Raw genomic sequence first — 20,912 nt, forward strand, 5'->3', positions numbered from 1 at the left:
ATTTTATTATCCGGCGCCGGCGCTTACGGCTGAAATGATCCGGAATACGCGTATCCTCCGGCTAATTCATCATATTCTTTATCGCCACCGGATCCCGGTAATTCCACGTGGAAACAATGATCCCCGTCCGCTCGTTCGACGCGTGGACCACCTTGCCGTCGCCGATGTAGATCGCCACATGGTTCACGCGGTCGCCCGCCCCATAGAAAATCAGATCCCCCGGCCGCGCCGCGTCAATGCTGACGGACCGTCCCTGCCGGGACTGCTCGCTGGCCGTCCGGTTTAAATATACGCCCGCCACATGGCTCAGCACATAACGGCTGAAGCCCGAGCAGTCCACGCCGGTATGGGGATCCGAGCCGCCGTACACGTAACGGTTCCCCACAAACTGGAGCGCGTAGCTGACGATCTGCTGCCTCAGCTTTTCATTCCGCTTCTCGGCCGCCTTCTCGTCAATCTCCGTCTTCATGGAATCATAGCTGTTCTCCTGGCGCTCGATCCCGTTTTTCAGAAGAAGGAACCGCTCCTCAACCCCCTGGGCTGTGACGACAGGCGCATCAAAAAAAGGAAGCTGCACAGCGGCCGGCACGATGCCCGTCTGACCGGAGGGCGACACGCCTTCCGTCGGGGGAGATACAGACGGATCCTCCTGCTCTTCGCTCTCCTGCGTCTCTTCCGGCCCGTCCTCCGTCTCATGCGGCTCGACGGCCTCCAGGCCAAGCTCGTCGCGGATATCCTGTTCTCTCTGGTAAAGCTCCTCCAGCTCCTTAAGCGTCTGCGCCGAGAGCTCCTGCAGCTTTTCCAGCTCGTGCTCCTGCTCGTCCTGCTTCTGTTCCAGGGCGGCGTTCTCCTGTGCAATTTTTAAATTACTGTTTACTAAATTTTCCTTCTCCTCTGCCAGACGGCTCTTCTCCGCCGTAAGGCCCGACAGCTCCTGCTCCAGAATCTTTTTCTGCTCCGCTACCCCCTTCAGGCGATAGGAGGAATAGGAGAAAAACAGGGTCATGCCGCACAGCGAGAACAGCGACAGAAAGGCTGCCAGAAACACCCATACCGGTATCTTGAAATGAACCGGCTTATCCTGGGAGTGCGGCAGGAGCATAATCGTATAATTTAGAAACAGCTCCTTTTTTAATGCCTTTTTATTTTTCCTTTTCCACATCTGCGCTCATCTCTTCCACATCCTTGTCTTTGCCGGCCGCTTCTTCCGCCGCTGTCTCATCCTTCTTGCTTATCATGGACTGCATCTGGCAATTGCCCTTAAAGGATGCGCCCTCTTCCACAATCAGGGCATTCGTCACGATATCGCCGATAATCACGCCTGTGCTCGTGATCTCCAGGCGCTCGTCGATCGTCACGTTTCCGTGGATATATCCGGCATTTAAGACGCTCTGTGAGGTGATATTCCCCTCGATACGGCCTGTCTCACCGATGATCAGATGCTCCTCCGAGTGGATCTCGCCCTTGATCAGCCCATCGATCCGCACCGTTTCCTTCGTGGTCAGGGTCCCCTTAAACACCGTGCCCTGCCCGATCAGAGTGCCAATCGTTTCCGTCTTGGAAACCCGGATAACCGGCTGCTCCTCCTTCTTTCCCTTAAACATAATGAAAGCTTCACTCCTCTTTTTTAAATTTTGTTGTGACTGCTGGAAACAGTAACCATAGTCCTTCATGATGCCCCGTTTAAGTTTTACATATGTATTACAAACTCTTTGTTTATGTTACTGTTTTATTACAGTATAACAACTTTTGCGTGAAAATTCAATATGTACTTTGTGCTTTTGCAGGGATGGATCATTTTTTATTGCGATACATGTTTTAAAGAAATATATGTTTATCAGCAGACGCGGGCCGCAAAAGTCATGAAAAAGCCGCCGGGAAATCATTAAACATACCCCGCGGCCCATTCACGGCCCCTTCGCAGCGCTACTTCACCTGCTCCGCCACCACATCCGCCGCCTTCTTAAGCGCCTCGTCCACTCCCGCCGGATTCTTACCGCCGGCCTGGGCCATGCCCGGGCGTCCGCCGCCGCCGCCGCCCACGCAGCCTGCGATGGCTTTGATTAAGTTGCCGGCATGCGCGCCCTTCTTCTGCGCGCCGTCCGTAGCGGAAGCCATCAGGCTCACCCTGCCGTCCTGGACGGAGGCGATTAAAACCACGCCCTCTCCCAGCTTTTCCTTGAGCTTGTCGCCTAAGTTCCTGAGGCCGTTCATGTCCACATCCTTGACGGATACGGCCAGGAATTTCAGGCCGCCGATCTCCTGCGCCTGGTTCATCACATCGCCCAGGGAATCGCCCGCCAGGCGGCTTTTCAGCTTTTCGTTCTCGGAATGGAGGGCTTTTAACTCCTCCAGCATGGAGGAAATCTTTGCGCTTAAGTCCGCGGGGGCTGCTTTCACCAGGCCCGCAGCCCTGGCGAGCTCTTTTTCCACCTCTTTATAGTGTTCCATCAGGCCCGAGGAGGTCAGGGCTTCGATCCGGCGGACGCCGGCCGCGATGCCGGCCTCGGAGAGGATTTTGAAGGCGGAAATGCTCCCTGTGTTTTCCACATGGGTCCCGCCGCACAGCTCGGTGGAGAAATCGCCCATTTTTACGACCCGCACCTTCTCGCCGTACTTTTCGCCGAACAGAGCCATGGCCCCGGTTTTTCTGGCCTCGTCTAAGGACATGACCTCGGTCACGACCGGAAGGGAGTCTGCGATCGCCTGATTGACGAGCGCTTCCACCCGGTCAAGCTCCTCGCGCGTCATGGCTGCAAAGTGCGTAAAGTCAAAGCGCAGCCGGCCGCTCTCCACCAGGGAACCGGCCTGCTCGACATGGCTTCCGAGGACGGTCCGCAGCGCCTTGTGAAGCAGATGGGTCGCCGAATGGTTTTTGGCCGTCAAGGCGCGGTTTTCACGGTCTACCCGAAGGCTTACCGTGTCCCCGACTTTAAACATCCCCTTTGAGACACAGCCCACATGGCCCACTTTGCCGCCCTGGAGCTTGACTGTGTCTTTTACAATAAACTCCGCGTCCCCGGCGGCAATCACCCCGATATCAGCCTGCTGGCCGCCCATGGTTGCGTAAAACGGCGTCTCTCTCACAAGGATTGTGCCTGTCTGGCCGTCGGTCAGGGCCTCTGACAGCTCGTTCTCTGTGGTGAGGACCGTAATCTGCGAATCCGCCTCCAGACAGTCGTAGCCGATGAATTCCGTGGTAACGGACGGATCGATGGACTGGTACACCGTCACATCCGCGCCCATGTAATTCGTCGTCTTTCTGGCGGCGCGGGCCTGCTCCTTCTGCTTTTTCATCGAAGCGGCAAAGCCCTCCTCGTCGATGAGAAGGCCCTTTTCCTCCAGGATTTCCCTTGTCAGATCCACGGGGAAGCCGTACGTGTCGTAGAGCTTAAAGGCATTCTCGCCGGACAGGGTCTTTTCGCCCTTTGCGGCCATCTCCTCCTCCATCTCGCTTAAGATGGAAAGGCCCTGATCGATGGTTTTATTAAACTTGTCTTCTTCCTGGGAGAGAACCTTGAAAATCATGGCGCTCTTTTCCTCCAGCTCCGGATAGCCGTCCTTTGAAAGGGCGATCACCGTCCTGGAAAGCTCTGCCAGGAATTCTCCCCCGATGCCCAGCTTCTTGCCGTGACGGGCCGCGCGGCGCAGCAGACGGCGCAGCACATAGCCGCGTCCCTCATTGGACGGCATGATCCCGTCGGAGATCATAAAGGTGCAGGACTTGATGTGATCCGCCACGATGCGCAGGGAGACATCCGTCTCGTGACCTTTTTGGTACTGCGTGTGCGCCAGCTCGCAGACGCGGTCTAAAAGGGCCTTGTTCGTGTCCACGGTAAAGAGCGAATCCACGTCCTGCACCACCACGGCCAGGCGCTCCAGCCCCATGCCTGTGTCGATGTTTTTGTGCTCCAGCTCGGTGTAATGGCCGTGGCCGTCGTTATTGAACTGGGTAAATACATTGTTCCATACCTCAATATAGCGGTCGCAGTCGCAGCCCACCGTGCAGCCCTCTTTCCCGCAGCCGTACTTCTCCCCGCGGTCATAGTAGATCTCCGAGCAGGGGCCGCAGGGGCCTGCGCCGTGCTCCCAGAAATTGTCCTCCCGGCCGAAATGGAAGATCCGCTCCGCCGGGATCCCGATCTCCTCATGCCAGATCCGGAACGCCTCGTCGTCGTCCTCAAAGACCGACGGATACAAGCGATCCGCTGAAAGGCCCACGACCTCTGTCAAAAACTCCCATGACCAGTGAATGGCCTCTGTCTTAAAATAATCGCCAAAGGAAAAATTTCCCAGCATCTCAAAAAAGGTGCCATGGCGGGCTGTTTTACCTATATTTTCGATATCGCCTGTACGGATACACTTCTGGCAGGTACACACACGAGTCCTCGGCGGGATCTCCTGACCGGTAAAATAGGGCTTGAGCGGCGCCATACCGGAATTGATCAGCAAAAGGCTGTTATCATTGTGCGGAACCAGGGAAAAACTCTTCATCGCCAGATGTCCCTTGCTCTCAAAAAAGTCCAGAAACATCTTTCTGAGCTCGTTCACACCGTATTTTTCCACGTTGCTTCCTCCTATCAGCTTATGTACTCCCGGCGTCTCATAAAATCAGGGGCGGTGAGATTCCCGGAGCACATTTCTCTTTTTTTATCCAATCTATCCTATCACAGGAAAAAAGTTTTATCAAGGAAAAAAGGAGGGTTTTGTTTTTCTTTTCGTAACAGGCCGGACCACCTCTGAACTGTTTTTTCTGCTTTTAAACCAGCATCGAATGAAACGGCAAACAGCCTGCCAGTGGATTCCGTCCCATTGGCAGGCTGCTTTTTCATTTATGATTCCGATCTCTACTTGCCTACTGGATCTTCGCTCCGTTTTCATCGACGCGGTGTCCGTCCGGCGTGGTTTCATTCCGGTACATTCTTCCCTGGGTCCCGTCTGATTCCGGATTGAAATAGTATTCCTTTCCGCCAATCGTCACCCAGCCTGTCATCATCATGCCCTGAGTCCCGTCTGCTTCCGGATTCATATAGTACGTATTGCCATCCTCCGGATCCGTGAACCAGCCGGTGATCATATCCCCGTTCTCGTCAAAGCGGAACCAGCCGTAGTTCTGATCGCCCTCCTGCGCGTTCGCATACGGGTTTTCCACAGCTCCCCAGCGGTTGACATAAGGCTCGCCGTTTTCATCCGTAAACTTCCAGTTTCCGTTGGCGTCTGCCGTCCAGTTTCCCCTCGCCACATTGGACGGAAGGCTTCCTGAACTGCTTCCGGGTCCTGCGCCTGTCGATGAAGAGCCTTTGGATTTGCCTGAACCGGAGCTGGAGCTGGAGCCGCCGTGGCTGCCGCCCGATCCGCCATGGCTGCCGCCTCCAATGATGATCGAACCGTTTCCGTTATTGCCTGGCTTATCTGGATTACTTGGATTATCTGGATTATCCGGTTCGTCTTGGTCGTTCCCAGGTTCATCCGGATCAACCGGTTCGCTTGGATCTGTCGACAGCGGTGCGTCACATATATCACAGCGTCCGCCGCCGTCCTTATCCACATGCTCACAGGTCACAAACTCTCCCGGATCGCCCGGAATCTCTGCAAACGGATCATCAAAAGCTACATTGTAATTCACCGTCACCTTGTTTGTCAGACCAGCATACGTCAATGCCGACTTGCCGCCGTTCGTATTCCATTCCTGCTCCGTTCCGCCAAAGTCTATCGTCTGCAGCCTGCTGCATCCTGCAAACGGCGAACCGCTATCGCCCATTCCATCAATCTCTACTCCTTTAGGAATGTACAGATAAGTTAATGCCATATAACATTGGGTAAACATACCTGAGCTTATCTTATCCGCCTTCAGCGGCAACGTTACATCTGACAGCCACGTACACTTGGAAAACAGATTATCTCCCAACGAAACTGTCTGATCGCCCGGTGCAAACCGCACCTGCACTAAACTATCGCACTCCATGAACGCACCCGCGCCCACAGAAGTGACACTCGCCGGAAAATCCAGATAAGCAATTCCGCATTTTCGGAACGCATCCACACCAATACTCTGCACGCCCTCATAGAAGGTTGCCGACTTCAGGCCCTGGCAATTATAAAGCGCTCTGTCCCCAATTACTTTTACACTTCCGGGAACCGTTATCTCCGTCAACTGCGATTCTTCAAATGCCGCCGTTCCTATAGCCGTAACTGTCTCCGGAATCTGCACGCTCATTACCTGACTTTTATAAAAAGCATAGCTGCCTATACTTTCCACGCCATCCTCAATGATTACCTGACTGATCTTGTCAGCATAATTCTCCCAGCCCGGACGATTGCCCGCGGAATAATCCCGCATCGCGCCGTTCCCGGTGATCGTCAGTGTTCCTCCATTCGTCAGCGCCCAGCTTAAACTGCCTTCGGTTCCGCTCTGGAATACCTCATCCGCGTCCTGTTCTTCCGAATATCCTGCCGGGTAGCGGGTCACAATAAAATTCGCATTCAGAACTTCTGATTTGCTCATCACCCGTCCCCAATGCACGCTCTTATTGTAATTCCCCTCGGCCACTGTCACTCCGCCGGAACCTACTCTGAGTACGATCACAAAGTGGCTGTTATTCACACGCAGAATGTCTCCGACCTTCACGTCTTCATACTTGAATCCGCCTCTGTCAATCGTCCTTGCCGGAAGATCGCCGAACGCCTCATCGCTCAGTATAAAGACAAATGCCGCGCAGCCGACGCCAAGACTCGCCCCTTTTACCGGGCCGCCCTGGAAACGATAGTATTTTCCCCATTCTCCCTCGTTCCCATAAGGCTGAAAATTCGTCCAGGGCATCCCCTCATAAAGCTCATCTTTCATGGCAATCATCGCGTCATAAGCTTCATCATACGTCGGGCAAATCTCAGACGCCCTCTCCATCCCAAAAAACTGGCTTGATAAATCATCCTCTTCTTCGGCTTCCATCAATACCGGATCCTTTTCGTCGGACCAGACCCGGACTAAATCCTCGGACTTTTCATCCTCGGGAATTTCCTCTTCGAGAACGTCTACCTCCTCCTCAAGGTCATCCTCCTCAACTACTGGCTTCTGAACATTTGAAGCGTCCGGCTCCTTTTCAGAAGTCTCTTCGTCAGAATCCGGTTTCTTTTCATCCGCATCCTCTGTCTCCGATTCAGACGGCTCTCCTGCGTCCTCCTCATTCTCCTCCGGCATCTGAGTCTCCTCATCTACAGAATCCCCTGTTTCTTCCTTATCCGCCGGATCGCCTGCCATGTCCCCCTCGCCGTCTTCCGGGACGTCCTCCCCGCTGGAATCAGGCTTATTTTCCTCCCCCTCCTCCCTGTCTGATGTCTCCTCATCCTCAGAACCGGTATCATCATCGTTTTCTGCATCGCCGGCATCCGCCTGATCCGCATCCCCCTTGGCGTCATCGGCCCCGGACTGATCCGCGTCTTCCCCGGCGTCATCGGCCGCGGACTGATCCGCATCCTCCTTCGCGTCATCGGCTCCGGACTGATCCGCATCTTCCTTGGCGTCATCGGCTCCGGACTGATCCGCGTCTTCCTTGGCGTCATCGGCTCCGGACTGATCCGCATCATAGGCTTTTGCGTCCGCTTCGGCCAGAGTAACAGCGCCGCCGCCATCCTGTGCAGCATACGCGTTAGCAGCCGGCGTCAGCCCTGCTCCAGAAAAAACATTACTGGTAATCAGAGCAGCGGTCAAAAAACCGGCCATTTTTTGCTTTCTCATATTTCCTACCCTTTCTTTGATTTTTCTCAATTATACTGTGTACTGGAAAACATTGTCAACTCAAAACCCGAAAAATTCTGCAAATCCGGAAAAACGTCGCAGCAGTTCAGGTTGCCCGGACAGTTACGACGTCCCTGACTATCCGCCCGCCTTCCATATCCCACTCCCCTATTCCTCGCTATCGCGATCCTGATCCTTTAAAACCATCTCCACAACAACCGCGCCCCCTATCGCCAGAGCCGCGATCACCACCGCGACGATCGCCGCCCCCAGCCGGTATCTGTTATATTCCAATTCCCATGGCCTGGGAGGAATTGCAACTGCAAGATGATATATCACCGCAGACAATATAACAAAACAACTAAGATAGAATACAGCAAGCAGCCATCTCTTCATTACGCTCATCTCCTCTCTTATTCAAATATAAGCCAATTATGGATAATATGCAACTAAAGCCTTTCAGTATTTAATGATATTGGAGGTGCGACGCCTTGATTACATATGATAAATTGTGGGAAACCATGCAAAAGAAAGAAATCACCCAATATCGTCTTATCAAATACTACGGCTTCAGCGCCGGGCAGATTGGACGCCTGAAAAAGAATATGTACGTCTCCACACATACGATAGAAACTCTGTGCAGTATTCTGAACTGCAGGGTGGAGGACATATTTGAATATAAACCGGACATAGGATGTTCCGGCCCGCCAACGAATGCCCTGTATAATTAAAACGGCTGAACGCCGCATTTTGTAACAGTTGTAACAGATTTTAATCTTTCTATCGGTTTTCCCATGCCCGGCCAGAGACAGGATGCCTGACCGGGCAAAACTCCAGCGCACAAGCCGTCTGACATGAAGAACCATCGGGCAGGGAGGATTTTCTCCCTGCCCGCCGCGCGTCCCGCATGCTGCCCGGCCAGCAAACTCTTGCGGGCCTGCGCATAAAAAAAGCAGCAAGCCTGTTCTGACTCACTGCTTTTGTGGCTGCATTCCCTGAAACATTAAGCGGCTCCGCAAAACATCAAGAGAATCCGCCCCTTACTTTGACATAACCGATCCGGATACCGCGGATATTACCGATAAAATCCCAGCCGGTTCAGTTCGTACCACTTAAGAATTTCCTGCTCCGGCTTCGTGTGCAGCAGCAGCAGGATCTGCTTTGCAAATTCCAGCGCGCCTGTGCCGTTTGCGGTAACGATATTCGCATCGCAGACAGCCTGCTCTTCTATAAAATGCGCCTCTCCCCTGTAATGCGGCGCCTGGGATTTCAGGAACGCAAGGCTGTTGCCGGAATGCCGGATTTCATCCAGAAATCCATGTTCCGCCATAAAATTGACGGCATTGCAAATCGCGGCCACCGGCATCCCGCGCCGGACCGCATCGTCAACCACCGGTAAAACCGCGTCGTTTTTCTGCTCCGTCCAGGCATTCCCTCCCGGCAGAATCAGCAGGCGAAACTCCCGCGGATAATCTTTTACCGAGTAGTCAGGCAGCACGCGAAAGCCTCCCATTGAAACCTTTGCGGACTTATCCAGGCCGATTGTGCGCACTGTATATCCCGTATCCGGCGCGTTCAGCTCCGCGCAGGCCCAGGCAGGCTCCCAGTCCGCATAGCCGTCAAAAACAAAGACCAGGACTTCCTTTTTCACGTGTTCCATTTTCATTTTCATATCCATAGTATAACCGCCTTTCCCGCAGCCGCTTACGGCTGCTTATCTTTTTTGACGATTATACAACATAAAATGTGACAGCTTATGTGTCGCTATTATCCACAGCCGCATAAAAAAACTGTGGCATTCTCCCGAAAAATGCTATATAATAATCTCAAAAATCAAAGGAGAACCACATGAAACATTTGCTTAATCCGATGGACTTCTCTGTGGATGAGATCGACCGCCTTCTGGATCTGGCCTCTGACATTGAGGCGAATCCTCAGAAATACGCCCATGTATGCGACGGCAAAAAGCTTGCCACCCTGTTTTATGAACCAAGCACCCGGACGCGCTTAAGCTTTGAAGCCGCGATGCTGAACTTAGGCGGCAGCGTGCTGGGCTTTGCAGACGCTGATTCAAGCTCCGCCGCGAAGGGCGAGAGCGTCTCTGATACGATTCGTGTTGTTTCCTGCTTCGCAGATATCTGCGCCATGCGCCATCCCAAAGAGGGCGCTCCTCTGGTGGCTTCCACCAAATCCTCGATCCCTGTCATCAACGCCGGCGACGGCGGGCACCAGCATCCCACGCAGACGCTGACGGACCTCATGACCATCCGCGCGCTAAAGGGCCGTCTGGATCATCTGACTGTCGGGCTGTGCGGCGATCTGAAATTCGGCCGTACCGTCCACTCCCTGATCCACGCCCTGTCCCGCTATACCGGGATCCGCTTTGTGCTCATTTCCCCGCCGGAGCTGCGCGTGCCGAGCTACATCAAGGACGATGTGCTGGCTGCCAGGCTGATCGCATACCGCGAGGTGGAAAACTTAGACGACGCCATCCCGGAGCTGGACATCCTCTACATGACCCGCGTCCAGAGGGAGCGCTTCTTCAACGAAGAGGATTATATCCGCATGAAGGATTGTTATATTCTTGACAAACAGAAGATGAAGCTGGCCAGGGAGGACATGTATGTCCTGCACCCGCTCCCGAGGGTCAATGAGATCTCCGTGGAGGTGGATCAGGACCCGCGCGCCGCTTATTTCAGACAGGTCCAGTACGGCGTGTACGTGAGAATGGCCCTGATCATGACATTATTGGAGGTGGAACAGCCATGTTAAATATCAGCGGATTAACAGAAGGCATCGTCCTGGATCACATCCAGGCCGGAAAAAGCATGGACATCTATTTTAAACTGGGACTGGATCGGCTGGACTGCCAGATTGCCATCATCAAAAATGCCAAAAGCCGTAAGATGGGAAAAAAGGACATTATCAAAATCGACGGCGGCTTGAACCTGGTCAACTTAGACGTGCTGGGCTATATTGATCACAAGATCACCATCAATATCATAAAGGACGGGGAGATCGTGGAGAAAAAGCGGGTGAAGCTGCCGAAGATCATCACCAATGTCATCTCCTGCAAAAATCCCCGCTGCATCACTTCCATTGAACAGGAGCTGCCGCATATTTTCTATCTGGCGGATCCGAAAAAGGAGATTTACCGCTGTCAGTATTGCGATGAGAAGCATTCTTCGCATAAATAGGAGGGGCGGCGTTCTGGATCGTGTTGTTGTAACAAAGCCGCCAGCGGCCGGTTCCTCATGGATACAGAACCGGCCGCTGGCGGCTTTATCTTCCCGGCCATTAGGAACTGTCTCGAAATAACTTCCCACTAGTCCGCAGGATTTTTCTTCGGGAGCGCTGCTCAAAAATCAGGCGCATAGCGGGCTATGTAACTGATTTTTGAGCAGCGCTGTCGGAGAAAAAGACAAGGAATATGGGAAGTTATAGTGAACGACAAAAATTTTTTGTTTTTGGCGTTCACTGCGCCGATTTTGCGCTGCGTGAAACGCAGCATCTACCTTTGCAAAATCGTGCGCATCCCCCGTAGTAAACGACAAATTATGTTGTCGTTTACTATATTTCGAGACAGTTCCTTACCTCACAAATACCATTTTACCTTCATCCGACAGCCCTTTTTCATACCGGAACCCCAACTGAGAGAACGCTTTCATTCCCTCCGGATCCGTTATCCCGTTTTCAGCCATAAAGCGTACCATCTCCCCTCTGGCCATCTTTGCCAGCGTTCCCTTTTGCCGCGTTTTGGGGCCGTCCGCACACTGTATGATTTCCGCAAATTCCACGGTAATCAGGCGGTCGCCCGGCTTTACGTACGCCTCCACCGCCTGCGAATATTCTTTTGAGGCCAGGTTCACTGCCGTATCCCCGCCGGCCATCACCGCGCGGTATATCTTATCGCCCCAGAATGCGTACAGATTCCGGCTTCCATCCACCTTAAGGCCGGCCCCCATCTCCAGGCGGTATGGCGTCACGCCGTCGAATGGCTTAAGCGCCCCGTACAAGCCTGACAGGATCCACACATGCTCTTCTATGTAGCGCAGGCTCTCTGCTGTCATCACGCGCGGGGACAGATGCTGGTACTGCAGGCCCTCATACGATAGCACCGCCGGCGTCGCGCCGCGTTCCAAATCCATCGCCGCAAACCGTTCGTAATTCAGCCTTGCCAGCTTATCGCTGCACTTCCACAGCGCCTTTGCCTGGGCAAGATCCAGCTCCCGGATCCTGGCCAGAAGCCGCTTCGCCTCATCCAGGAAGCAGGGGGTTCCCTCTGCTTTCAGGCTGTCTGTATCCACAGCCATCTTTTTTGCCGGTGAAATGATGATTTTCATCCTCTCGTTCCTCCGTTCTGCCTTATGTACTTCCGGAATCTCGCTGCGCCTGATTTTGTGAGATGATTTTAGATGCGCACAAATTTATGAGGCGTACGTGGATTAAATTTGTGCGCATCTGGCGGAAAATCAGCCGCAAAGGCAGGTGCAGAGAGATTCCGGGAGTACATCATTCCCATCCGTATGCCTGCAAAATCCCCAAAGAGTACATCATTCCCATCCATATGCCTGCAAAATCCCCAAATGCAAACAGGAAGACGCGCAGAACGCATCCTCCTGTACACTTGAGCAAAACGATAAGCCGGGTTATGTCGTGAATGGCCATCTATCCAGGCCGGCCGTCGCCGGCCGGCTCCAGCGGCCTACCCGGGAGCAGACGGGCCGCCTTGCGCCCCCTGTTCGGCCTTGCTTCGGATGGGGTTTACATGTGCCCCGGCTGTTGCCAGCCGGGCGGTAGTCTCTTACACTGCCCTTCCACCCTTACCGCTGACTGGCGCGGGCGGCCTTTTGGCCATACGCGCCCGCCTGCGGCGGTATATTTCTGTTGCACTGTCCTTGGAGTCGCCTCCACCAGACGTTATCTGGCATCCTGCCCTGTGAAGCCCGGACTTTCCTCACCTGCGGCCTTTCGGCGCCTGCAGCTGCGGCCATTTATCTTACTCAGAGTGGTATTAGTGTATCACAATTTTCTGCTTCTGTCCAGCACGAACAGACCTTCCCTGCTCCGCGGCAGGGGAACCGCAGTAACAGTTCAGACAGCCTGAACTGTTACGAACCGTATTCAGTACAGCATTGCTTTGTCCAGTTCTATCGTATACTCATAATAGCCACCCTCCTTTAACACCACAACAACGAACGAATCCCCGCAGACATAAAACTGAACGCCGGCCCTGTCCAAATTCGCTTCCCGGCCGTCCGGGCTGTGGGAACCGATGTCCGGGACAAACGGATCCGGCATACAGGACTTCCACCTGCGGATGCTTTCAAATTGGCCGGCTTTCAGGGAATGAAATATCTGTTCTGTCTTCCTGTCCCCTGTCAAACCCCGCGGCCCGACCGTTGTGCGTTTCTTTACATCGATATTCAGCGTATAAAAACGATCCTCTGGATGGCTGCGCCTCCCGCCCTTTCCTGTAAAGGCGATGCTGATAAATGAATCGCTTATGTATTTGATTTCGTAGGTAAGATTCAGATAAAACTCCTGGCCGGAGGCAAACCGGCTTCTCTCCTTTTCTATGATTTCCATCACATTTTTTTCGATTAAATTGTTTATAACCTCACTCTGCGCCTGCTTTTGCGGCTGATTTTCCGCCAGATGCACCCAAATTTAATCAACGTACGCTCCACGTACGCCTCATAAATTTGTGCACATCTGACAAAAAATCATCTCACAAAATCAGGCGCAGCGAGATTCCGAGAGTACATAATAGCATCTGTCTGTTCGTTCATTTTTTCATCAACTGTAAGGCTGTCTATTTGGTCCAGATCGACAGCTCCTGTTGTTTTTAGCATCCCCAGGCTAATTGCTTCCATCACACTCACCCGCCCTCCTCCATCACTCGTTTTGCCTCTTTAATACGTTCCTGAATTGATCCTATAATTAAAGCTCCCTCTTTTGTGTCCGTTACAAATATTGTGTTATACCATTTATATGCTTCTTCATATTTGGAAAGCGCCAGCTCATATTTTCCCTCTTTCATCCGGATATCCCCTAAAGTAATTAATGCATTAATATAAAAAAGACGCCTGTGATCCGAATAGTTTGGTTTCATTGCTAATTCTGCACATCTCTCTGCATCCTCCAGCTCGTCTATTTCCAAATAAATATATGACATCCTTAGATATGCCGCGCCTCCCTGGGTTGAGTTATCTCCATGAAGCTTGTTACACCACTGAATAGCCTCCTTATAATAATTCAGCGATGCCTCATAATTACTCTGTGACGCCTCATACTCTCCATATGCCTTGTATAAATCTTCAATTGGAGATTCCTCTAACCTTGATTCTCTGCTGATCTTTTCTGCCTCAACCAGGCGTTCTTCAGCTTTACTATATCGGCCGGTCTGTGTATAAACCGCTGCCAGGCTAATTTCTACTGTCACAATATCTTTTGAATAATCACCTTTCTTTCGTTTCGTTTTTCTTAATAAACTTTCTAATTCTTCGATCGTTCTGGATGCATTTCCACGAACATACCATGTATTCAAAATCTCTTCAATCCGTTCCTCAACTGGTATTCTGACATTTCGGTATGATGCTATTATAAAAAAAGCAGCTCCCAGAATTAGTACAAGACAAATGCAGAATTTTCTTTTTTCTTTAATCATTTGAAACATATGCTTCATATTTTATCCCCGCTTCCCCTTTTAATTTCCATTTCAGCCCATTTGATTCATGACTATTAAAATACTCAAATCTGGGCATTTTTTTAATTCCGGTTTTTGCGTCTCACGCCTATATTGGTCTATTTGGAAGTCACCTGTTTCAGCATAATAGCCTGATGAAAATTATCCTGTAACAATCCAGTTAATTATTGCAGTTAATTGCACAAACAAAACCTGGCTGAATAGTTCCGGGAGCAGGCAGTTGAAAATGTCTTTCTAATTACTTCCATCACATTCCGTCGCCGTCGCCCTCCCCCATCATCCTTTTAGTTTCTTCTATTTTCTCTCTAATAGCATCCATAATATCGGCATCTTCTTTCGTATTTGATAAAAGTTTGTCTTTGTAATATTGATAAGCATCTTCATATCTGGATATCGCCAGGTCATATTTCTCCTGTCTTATCCGAATATCGCCGGACGCTACCAATGCGTTAATCACATAAAGGCGATCCCGCTCCCTATAGCTTGGCATCATCGCCAGTTCCGCATATTTTTCTGCTTCTTCCAAATCATCCATTTCCAAATACGTATACGACATCAACAAATATAAAATGCCGCCTTGGGTGGAATTACTTCCATATAATTCCTTACACCATTTAACAGATTTTTCATAATACTCCAACGCCTTATCATAATTTCTCTGTGATGTCTCATATTGTCCGTATGCTCTGTATAAATCATTAACAGGCCACTCCTTCAATCCTGTTTGATTGCTGATTTCCTCTGCTTCACGAAGACAGATCTCCGCTTTCTCATATTGCTTTTTCTCCATATAAAAAGTTGCCAGATTAGTCTTTAATGCCACAATATCTTTTGATTGATCCCCGTCCTTTTTCTCAGTTCGCCTCAACAGCTTTTTATATTCCCAGATAGTCATGGAAACATTTCCGCGGATATACCAGGTATTCAATATTCTTTCGGCCTGCTCTATAGCTGTCATGTGCGCATTCTGATACGCTGTTATCAGAGAAGAAACAATCCATAAAGATACTAATAAGATAATACAAAACTTCCACTTTTTAGCCATTTGTAATATACGCTTCATATTTAATCCCCTCCTCTGCGTTCAGATCAATATTCTCCCGGCTCCTGATTTCGCTCCCTTTTTTATCGTCTATCCGCACCGACATCCCTTTGTGGTTGGTGAGCAGGACAGAATCCGGCGCAAGGCGTATCTCCGGAGGACGTCCGGATAAACTTGACATCCGGATCATTTTTCCGGCCGGGCGCGTCCTCCAGCCAGGCGCTGTTTACCGCATACGCGTGCTTCTCCTTTTTATCCGGGAAGCAGAGCCTCGCCCGCTCCCCTTTTTCCGGCATGAAATACCAGCCGTTCCCGTCCGGCGAGGTGTAAACCGTGGCAAACGGGTACCATACCGCGTTCCCGGGCGTACACTCATCCCCGCATTCCAGCTTAAGCCGTATGAATTCCCTTCTGGTATCTGTCACCCTCCCGAACAGGGAGGCCCCGGTTATACGCGCATTATACGCCTCCCCGGGTTCAAAATCAGCCGGCCTCCTCAAGCGGTAATCCCAGATCATTTCCTCCCCCTCCAGCCTTCCCTGTATGCTGTATACGAGAGCCTCTGTCCCCATAACCTCAACCGGCGTGCACAGCTCCCAGATTTCCCTGGAAACCAGACGGAATTCCAGAATCCGCTTTCCGGGGCCGTCTGCGTCGATGACCGACACCTCCGGGCTCTCCCCCGGCCCTGCGGCCGCCTTTTCCTTCTGATCCGGGATCCCAAAATAAAAACAAATGGAGTCATTCGTGCAGTCCGGCGTTAAAACCGTCCCCGCCCTGGCCGCCAGGCGCTTCAGGAATTCCCAGTCCGACTCCTCATACTGCACGGTCAGGCCGCCGGTCCGTCCGCTCTTTCCCGCATAATAAATCACCGACGCCTTCTCTTTTCCGGCAATGGAGCGGACGATATCGCGGTATGTCCAGTCCGGATCCTGGAAGGCCCTGATATGGCGTTCCCCGTCCAGAAGGCAGGTATTAGACTCTGCGCGGACAGTCACGATCTTCAGATCCCCTTCCGCACGGATATGCAGCCCGCGCACCTTCCCCCTGAAAATGGACCGCTTCTCCCCTTCTTCCTCTGCATAGATGACAAACGGCTCCTTCTGCTCCGAAATCCGCAGCGCCTCCTCCACGGAATCCGCCGTATAGCCTGACACCTCCGCCCTGAAATGGCTGTTTACCGTCTTCTCTATCCTGCAGCTTAAAATCGATTTAAAATGATACGGCCCGCTGCCAAGATTTACTGCTTTCATATTCCCCTCTCCTTTCTCCACACCTTACCGCCGCCCTGCCGGCATACGGCCATTTAAAACCGCTTCGCGACGGGCCATATGCCTGCGGCCGGCACATTCGTACGGTCAGCGCAAGCATTGCGCAGGCCTGTCTGAACGGCTGCCAAATGTCTCCAATACTTTTAAGTAAACCGGCTTCCACCATGGGCTGAGCTCATAAGGGCAGGAAAACATCCCCAGCACGCTCCGGTCCCTGAATGAAATCACCGAGGCGAGGTTGTAAAGCGTCCCTGTGATAACATAGCTCTTAAAGTCAAACCAGTTAAGCATGCTGTCCCCGCTCTCCTTCTCCCCCTCGTCAAGCCTTGCAAAGCCCCTGGGCAAAACCAGGCTGAAGCCCATTTCATCTATATGAAACCTTTCAAAACAAATCAGCTCTTCCTTTATGTACATCCCTGTATCCAGGTTGCAATATTTCTTTTTCCTCTCTTCATTCTGCATATGAACGACCCTCTCGTCCTCCCAGCCCATGCCTTTTCCCTTTCCTCTCCTTTGCCGCTTCACCCCTGCCTGGAGCGCGCGCAGCTTCCCGTCCCTCCACTCGGCAGCCGGCTCAGCCCTGTCCAGAAAATCCCCTGCAAAAAAACGTACATCGCCGGAACCATACCACCTCTCCCCCTCTTCCTCAATGAGCGTAAACAGCGATTCCAGTACCAGGGGCTCCATCTCCTCACTGTAGCGATCCGCCAGATCATACAGGATCGGATCCGCCAGATACGCGCCCGCCTGCGACTGGCCGGCAAACAGTTCCCGGATCTCCCTGAACCCTTTATCGAGATATGGGAACGCGGGGAATCCGTCCGGGCAGCCCCCGCACTCCACATCCGAGGCGCGTCCTCTGGAATCATAGTAATCCATGCGCAGCCAGGGCCCCCCGTCCAGTATCCCGCTCCGCAGAAAGGAGAGGTAGGAGAAGGAAAGCGGGCCGGCGCTCCCCGCTGCCTCAAGCAGCCCGTATTCGCTTTGCAGCCCATCCAAAAACGGCTTCCAGAAGACCTTCAGGCGATCCCGCATCCTGTCCTGATCCTCCTTCAGCCGCCGTACCGCTTCTTTCAGCTCTTCATCCGCCTTTTCATTCACTTTTTTAAGAAAATCCATTCTCCGCTTTTCACGGTTCACTATGCCTGCCACCGGGGCCGCCTCCTTTCCCATTGCCTTTCAGGCACCTGCATTATCAGGAACTGTCCTCATGCCATCCGTACCCGGCTGAAACGGAAATCCCGTATCCCCCGCCTCAAAAGGCTTTCCAGGACATCCATCCGGATAACCGCCGCGTCCGTCCTAAGCCCGGCCACCCGGAAGATCCGTCCGGGGCCGATCCGCTCCTTACAGAGGACCAGCTCCCTGACCGCGCTTTTATCCGGCAGGACCACGCTTTCCGGGGACAGGCAGTCCGCCTCCGGAAAAAGCGGGATATGGTAATTCGCATAATCCCCCCTGATATTGTCAAGGACGCAGACCATCTTAAACCGCAGCGACGGCTCGTACATCCGGAACACCTCCTTCATCCGGTCGCTGACCAGAAAGACCTGTGCATCCAGAATATCCGGGAAATCCGTTTCCGGCTGCGGGGCGATAAACGCCACGTTTGCATCCGCTACCTGTTCCCCCTTTCCAGCCGCTGCACCCGAGCGGCGCTTTATGATATCGCGGATGTTGGTGATGATCGGCGGATGCAGGTAGCGCTTATCCTGGCTAATCCGGAAATATTCCATGATGCTCCCTCCTTTTTGTTGTTTATGTACAGGAACGGCTCAGCTTTCATCCTTCCCTGCTGTTTTCCTCTTTTACTGTCTGGCCGCCTGATTTCTTCTTTCGCTCCATCTTCCGGCACTTGATAAAATATCCTGCATTCCTTTTTATAATCATAAAAAATGCCATCGCCAGTATCCCGGCGAATTCAATGATATAGCCGGCCAGCATTGAATGCGTCAATATATACCGCATCCAATACCACCGGGATATGAGCAGGACTGTGAAAACGCTAAACTGGAAAAGGTTAAATACCATTATCCCAAAATACAGATACCACGCCCATCTGTAGCCCTGATAGGACAAAAACAACATCATCGCCAGCAGGAAATATCCGAGCGCCTCTCCCGGGACATTTGCGCCATTTATGCCATTCAGGGCGTTCACACACAGGTAACATGCCCGGATCACGGTTTCGCATAGCGCCACCCGCCAGAAATCCCGTTTTCCGTCCAGATACCGCTTCCGGTTAAGCTCCCCCTCCCCGGTATCGCCCTGGCTGCCGCGCCCTGTTTCCTGCGCAGCGCTTTCCTTTAATTCAGAATTTCGATCCATTTTTGTTCCCCCTGTTATCCTTCTCCAATACATGGATTACGGAAGCTTTTCGTATTGCTTCTCCTCCTTTTCCGCCTTCTTTGCCTCACGCCTGAGCCACCGCTCAAAGCTTCTCCTGTTTCCTCCTTCCATTTCATATATTGCTCGTAATGCTTCTTTTATCTCCACTTCATATCTCCGTTCTTCATCGACAAACGCAGCCGCTTCTTTTATAACCGCCTGATTGTGTACATATGCTTTTAACAAATACTCTTTCGCTTTCTCATAATCCCCTGACTGTTGAAACGAATATCCTGCATTCCAATACATCTTCCACTTGTCCCCTGGCACCCCACATCTCATCCCGGGAATCGTCTTTTCAAAACAAACTGCTGCCTCAGAGGCATTGCCTCCCCCCATATAACTCATTCCCATCCAGAAATAAGTATTCGCTGCCTGGCGTGAATCGCTGCCGAGTATTTTCCCATGAATCGCTATCGCGCTCCTGAAGTCCTGAAGCGCTTCGTCATGTTCCCCCAAATATTCTTTGCAAATGCCTCTGTCCGTAAGCAGGCCGGCTTTCAGAAGACTGTATTCCTGCATATCCGGTATCTCAGGAAACGCCTTTTCCAATATCCGGAGCGCTTCCTCCATGTTTCCCAGTCTCGTGTAACCCAGTACAATACACTTTATTGCTAATGCATGCACAAAACCTGTACTGTTGTTTACAAGCTCCTCTTTTTCCAGCATTTCATTTGCCCGTGCAATCATTATCTCGCATTCCTGGCCTGAGGCATATACTTTTATCCTTCCAGTCTGGTTAATGGCTATTATCAGGCCCATATAAGGATCCCTGCAAAGCCCGGACGCCTTCAGAAGCCGCCTGTCCTCCGGGGCATTAGCGGACAGGTAAATGGTCGCCGCCCCGGCATTATTATACAGAACTGTAAGAACAGAATCCTTTTCTGGCAGGTTCCTCCTTTCTATGAATTGAATTGCATCGCAGAAATGATCATACGCCTTGGCATAATCCGACAGATAGATTTCAGTTATCCCTAATATATTTTGCAGGGCGGCATAATCGATTAAATCACTTTCGGGGATCTCCATTCTTTCATACTGCTCCTTTATGGAAGCGGCATTGCCTTTGCATAATTCCGAATTGATGCCTGCATAATCAAAACTGCTGCCCTCTATGAATACATAAATTCCATTTTCCTGTGCGACATAAAGATTCTTATCTACTGTATAATCATCTGGTATGTCAGGAATCGGAAAATTGTGTCCGGCCTCGTCCTGTGTTGGTATATTATGTATCATGAAACCAGTTTCAGGTTTTTTCTGGCAAGACGTGAGTGATAAGGCCAGTATCAAGGCCAATATCGATAACATTATCTTACTCTTCATAAATCCCATTTTCATTCAATTTATACTCTTTCTTTTCTTTCTCTATTTTATCTGGATCTATTGCTAAAGTGGTGTCTACACGGATAATATTTTTAAAATATTTGATATCAACCATTTTACCTATTTTCATATCCCGAGGTGAAGTAGGTATTCTTCCTGGGGGGTCTACATACATATAAGACATCGTTCGTATTTCCATACTTTTACGTGGTTCTTTTGTAACTTCTTCCCCCATAACATTATAATCCCTTTCATATGCAATATCATGACTACCCAAATGTATATCAATTTTAATATCCCCCACATAATCTGCGTTTGACTGATAAAAAAATCTGATAATGCTCCTTTAAAACCTTTGAGAATTAAAAATGCTGATCCCAAGTTGCTAGAGCGTGTTTGAAAATTCATTCCTGGCATCTGCACGCCCCACTTCGCGGTATA

At 51.4% G+C, this 20,912-nt stretch carries 21 protein-coding genes and 1 other RNA gene; 3 read left to right on the top strand and 19 right to left on the bottom strand.

What is annotated here, in order from left to right:
* Positions 1–61: 61 nt before the first annotated feature.
* The 6 genes from NFS31_RS12115 to NFS31_RS12140 form a co-directional block, all read right to left on the bottom strand.
* A complete protein-coding gene (locus NFS31_RS12115; RefSeq protein WP_251495333.1) occupies positions 62–1,162 on the bottom strand; it encodes an NlpC/P60 family protein in 1,101 nt (366 codons plus the stop codon).
* Complete coding sequence (locus tag NFS31_RS12120) at positions 1,143–1,604, bottom strand: bactofilin family protein (protein WP_251495337.1); 462 nt, start codon at positions 1,602–1,604, stop codon at positions 1,143–1,145. The genes NFS31_RS12115 and NFS31_RS12120 overlap by 20 nt, the downstream gene beginning before the upstream one ends.
* A gap of 322 nt (positions 1,605–1,926) precedes the next feature.
* Entirely contained in the window at positions 1,927–4,533 is a 2,607-nt protein-coding gene (gene alaS, locus NFS31_RS12125; RefSeq protein WP_251495425.1) for an alanine--tRNA ligase, read from the bottom strand.
* A gap of 134 nt (positions 4,534–4,667) precedes the next feature.
* On the bottom strand, positions 4,668–4,832 hold the full coding sequence (locus tag NFS31_RS12130; protein ID WP_251495341.1) for a hypothetical protein: 165 nt from the start codon (positions 4,830–4,832) through the stop codon (positions 4,668–4,670).
* Positions 4,833–4,855: 23 nt separating this feature from the next.
* The gene (locus tag NFS31_RS12135; protein WP_251495344.1) at positions 4,856–7,735 is read right to left on the bottom strand and encodes a leucine-rich repeat protein; all 2,880 of its coding nucleotides are present in this window, start codon (positions 7,733–7,735) and stop codon (positions 4,856–4,858) included.
* A 168-nt stretch (positions 7,736–7,903) separates the two neighbouring features.
* The gene (locus NFS31_RS12140) at positions 7,904–8,131 is read right to left on the bottom strand and encodes a hypothetical protein (protein WP_251495348.1); all 228 of its coding nucleotides are present in this window, start codon (positions 8,129–8,131) and stop codon (positions 7,904–7,906) included.
* A gap of 95 nt (positions 8,132–8,226) precedes the next feature.
* Here NFS31_RS12140 and NFS31_RS12145 point away from each other — a divergent pair, with 95 nt between their 5' ends.
* A complete protein-coding gene (locus tag NFS31_RS12145; RefSeq protein ID WP_251495351.1) occupies positions 8,227–8,466 on the top strand; it encodes a helix-turn-helix domain-containing protein in 240 nt (79 codons plus the stop codon).
* A 344-nt stretch (positions 8,467–8,810) separates the two neighbouring features.
* Here the strand turns inward: NFS31_RS12145 and NFS31_RS12150 are convergent, their stop codons facing one another.
* Positions 8,811–9,413: a type 1 glutamine amidotransferase family protein gene (locus NFS31_RS12150; protein WP_251495356.1), complete on the bottom strand. Its 603-nt coding sequence runs from the start codon at positions 9,411–9,413 to the stop codon at positions 8,811–8,813.
* A gap of 170 nt (positions 9,414–9,583) precedes the next feature.
* On the opposite strand from NFS31_RS12150, the gene pyrB reads away from it, so the two are divergent.
* Both pyrB and NFS31_RS12160 read left to right on the top strand, forming a co-directional pair.
* The gene (pyrB, locus tag NFS31_RS12155) at positions 9,584–10,507 is read left to right on the top strand and encodes an aspartate carbamoyltransferase (RefSeq protein WP_251495359.1); all 924 of its coding nucleotides are present in this window, start codon (positions 9,584–9,586) and stop codon (positions 10,505–10,507) included.
* The gene (locus NFS31_RS12160; protein WP_251495362.1) at positions 10,501–10,932 is read left to right on the top strand and encodes an aspartate carbamoyltransferase regulatory subunit; all 432 of its coding nucleotides are present in this window, start codon (positions 10,501–10,503) and stop codon (positions 10,930–10,932) included. The genes pyrB and NFS31_RS12160 overlap by 7 nt, the downstream gene beginning before the upstream one ends.
* 393 nt (positions 10,933–11,325) lie before the next feature.
* Here the strand turns inward: NFS31_RS12160 and yaaA are convergent, their stop codons facing one another.
* The 12 genes from yaaA to NFS31_RS12220 form a co-directional block, all read right to left on the bottom strand.
* The gene (gene yaaA / locus NFS31_RS12165; RefSeq protein WP_251495365.1) at positions 11,326–12,078 is read right to left on the bottom strand and encodes a peroxide stress protein YaaA; all 753 of its coding nucleotides are present in this window, start codon (positions 12,076–12,078) and stop codon (positions 11,326–11,328) included.
* Between the two features lie 281 nt (positions 12,079–12,359).
* Positions 12,360–12,741: RNase P RNA component class A (rnpB, locus tag NFS31_RS12170), an RNA gene on the bottom strand.
* A gap of 118 nt (positions 12,742–12,859) precedes the next feature.
* Complete coding sequence (locus tag NFS31_RS12175; RefSeq protein ID WP_251495368.1) at positions 12,860–13,324, bottom strand: hypothetical protein; 465 nt, start codon at positions 13,322–13,324, stop codon at positions 12,860–12,862.
* Between the two features lie 137 nt (positions 13,325–13,461).
* Positions 13,462–13,614: a hypothetical protein gene (locus NFS31_RS12180; protein WP_251495371.1), complete on the bottom strand. Its 153-nt coding sequence runs from the start codon at positions 13,612–13,614 to the stop codon at positions 13,462–13,464.
* A 2-nt stretch (positions 13,615–13,616) separates the two neighbouring features.
* Positions 13,617–14,423 (bottom strand): tetratricopeptide repeat protein, encoded by an 807-nt coding sequence (locus NFS31_RS12185; RefSeq protein ID WP_251495374.1) that lies wholly within the window; start codon positions 14,421–14,423, stop codon positions 13,617–13,619.
* Positions 14,424–14,691: 268 nt separating this feature from the next.
* The gene (locus NFS31_RS12190) at positions 14,692–15,507 is read right to left on the bottom strand and encodes a tetratricopeptide repeat protein (RefSeq protein ID WP_251495377.1); all 816 of its coding nucleotides are present in this window, start codon (positions 15,505–15,507) and stop codon (positions 14,692–14,694) included.
* A 62-nt stretch (positions 15,508–15,569) separates the two neighbouring features.
* Positions 15,570–16,739 carry a contractile injection system protein, VgrG/Pvc8 family gene (locus NFS31_RS12195; protein WP_251495380.1) on the bottom strand — a complete coding sequence of 390 codons (1,170 nt, stop codon included), beginning with the start codon at positions 16,737–16,739 and terminating at the stop codon, positions 15,570–15,572.
* A gap of 105 nt (positions 16,740–16,844) precedes the next feature.
* Positions 16,845–17,909, bottom strand: coding sequence for a hypothetical protein (locus NFS31_RS12200; protein WP_251495383.1), 1,065 nt, complete (start codon positions 17,907–17,909; stop codon positions 16,845–16,847).
* Positions 17,910–17,965: 56 nt separating this feature from the next.
* Positions 17,966–18,493: a hypothetical protein gene (locus tag NFS31_RS12205; protein ID WP_251495387.1), complete on the bottom strand. Its 528-nt coding sequence runs from the start codon at positions 18,491–18,493 to the stop codon at positions 17,966–17,968.
* A gap of 46 nt (positions 18,494–18,539) precedes the next feature.
* A complete protein-coding gene (locus NFS31_RS12210) occupies positions 18,540–19,085 on the bottom strand; it encodes a hypothetical protein (protein WP_251495390.1) in 546 nt (181 codons plus the stop codon).
* A 36-nt stretch (positions 19,086–19,121) separates the two neighbouring features.
* Positions 19,122–20,384, bottom strand: coding sequence for a tetratricopeptide repeat protein (locus NFS31_RS12215; protein WP_251495393.1), 1,263 nt, complete (start codon positions 20,382–20,384; stop codon positions 19,122–19,124).
* A gap of 76 nt (positions 20,385–20,460) precedes the next feature.
* Positions 20,461–20,775: a hypothetical protein gene (locus tag NFS31_RS12220; protein WP_251495396.1), complete on the bottom strand. Its 315-nt coding sequence runs from the start codon at positions 20,773–20,775 to the stop codon at positions 20,461–20,463.
* Between the last annotated feature and the right edge of the window lie 137 nt (positions 20,776–20,912).

This window comes from Otoolea muris (assembly GCF_943193115.1).
Taxonomy (GTDB): Bacteria; Bacillota; Clostridia; order Lachnospirales; family Lachnospiraceae; genus Otoolea; species Otoolea muris.

Bases quoted from the DNA above. Each gene is read 5' to 3' on its own strand.
- NFS31_RS12115 (WP_251495333.1), bottom strand. From the start codon at position 1,162: ATGTGGAAAAGGAAAAATAAAAAGGCATTAAAAAAGGAGCTGTTTCTA.
- NFS31_RS12120 (WP_251495337.1), bottom strand. From the start codon at position 1,604: ATGTTTAAGGGAAAGAAGGAGGAGCAGCCGGTTATCCGGGTTTCCAAG.
- alaS (WP_251495425.1), bottom strand. From the start codon at position 4,533: ATGTTTCTGGACTTTTTTGAGAGCAAGGGACATCTGGCGATGAAGAGT.
- NFS31_RS12130 (WP_251495341.1), bottom strand. From the start codon at position 4,832: ATGAAAAAGCAGCCTGCCAATGGGACGGAATCCACTGGCAGGCTGTTT.
- NFS31_RS12135 (WP_251495344.1), bottom strand. From the start codon at position 7,735: ATGAGAAAGCAAAAAATGGCCGGTTTTTTGACCGCTGCTCTGATTACC.
- NFS31_RS12140 (WP_251495348.1), bottom strand. From the start codon at position 8,131: ATGAAGAGATGGCTGCTTGCTGTATTCTATCTTAGTTGTTTTGTTATA.
- NFS31_RS12150 (WP_251495356.1), bottom strand. From the start codon at position 9,413: ATGGATATGAAAATGAAAATGGAACACGTGAAAAAGGAAGTCCTGGTC.
- pyrB (WP_251495359.1), top strand. From the start codon at position 9,584: ATGAAACATTTGCTTAATCCGATGGACTTCTCTGTGGATGAGATCGAC.
- NFS31_RS12160 (WP_251495362.1), top strand. From the start codon at position 10,501: ATGTTAAATATCAGCGGATTAACAGAAGGCATCGTCCTGGATCACATC.
- yaaA (WP_251495365.1), bottom strand. From the start codon at position 12,078: ATGAAAATCATCATTTCACCGGCAAAAAAGATGGCTGTGGATACAGAC.
- NFS31_RS12175 (WP_251495368.1), bottom strand. From the start codon at position 13,324: ATGGAAATCATAGAAAAGGAGAGAAGCCGGTTTGCCTCCGGCCAGGAG.
- NFS31_RS12185 (WP_251495374.1), bottom strand. From the start codon at position 14,423: ATGAAGCATATGTTTCAAATGATTAAAGAAAAAAGAAAATTCTGCATT.
- NFS31_RS12190 (WP_251495377.1), bottom strand. From the start codon at position 15,507: ATGAAGCGTATATTACAAATGGCTAAAAAGTGGAAGTTTTGTATTATC.
- NFS31_RS12195 (WP_251495380.1), bottom strand. From the start codon at position 16,739: ATGAAAGCAGTAAATCTTGGCAGCGGGCCGTATCATTTTAAATCGATT.
- NFS31_RS12205 (WP_251495387.1), bottom strand. From the start codon at position 18,493: ATGGAATATTTCCGGATTAGCCAGGATAAGCGCTACCTGCATCCGCCG.
- NFS31_RS12210 (WP_251495390.1), bottom strand. From the start codon at position 19,085: ATGGATCGAAATTCTGAATTAAAGGAAAGCGCTGCGCAGGAAACAGGG.
- NFS31_RS12215 (WP_251495393.1), bottom strand. From the start codon at position 20,384: ATGATACATAATATACCAACACAGGACGAGGCCGGACACAATTTTCCG.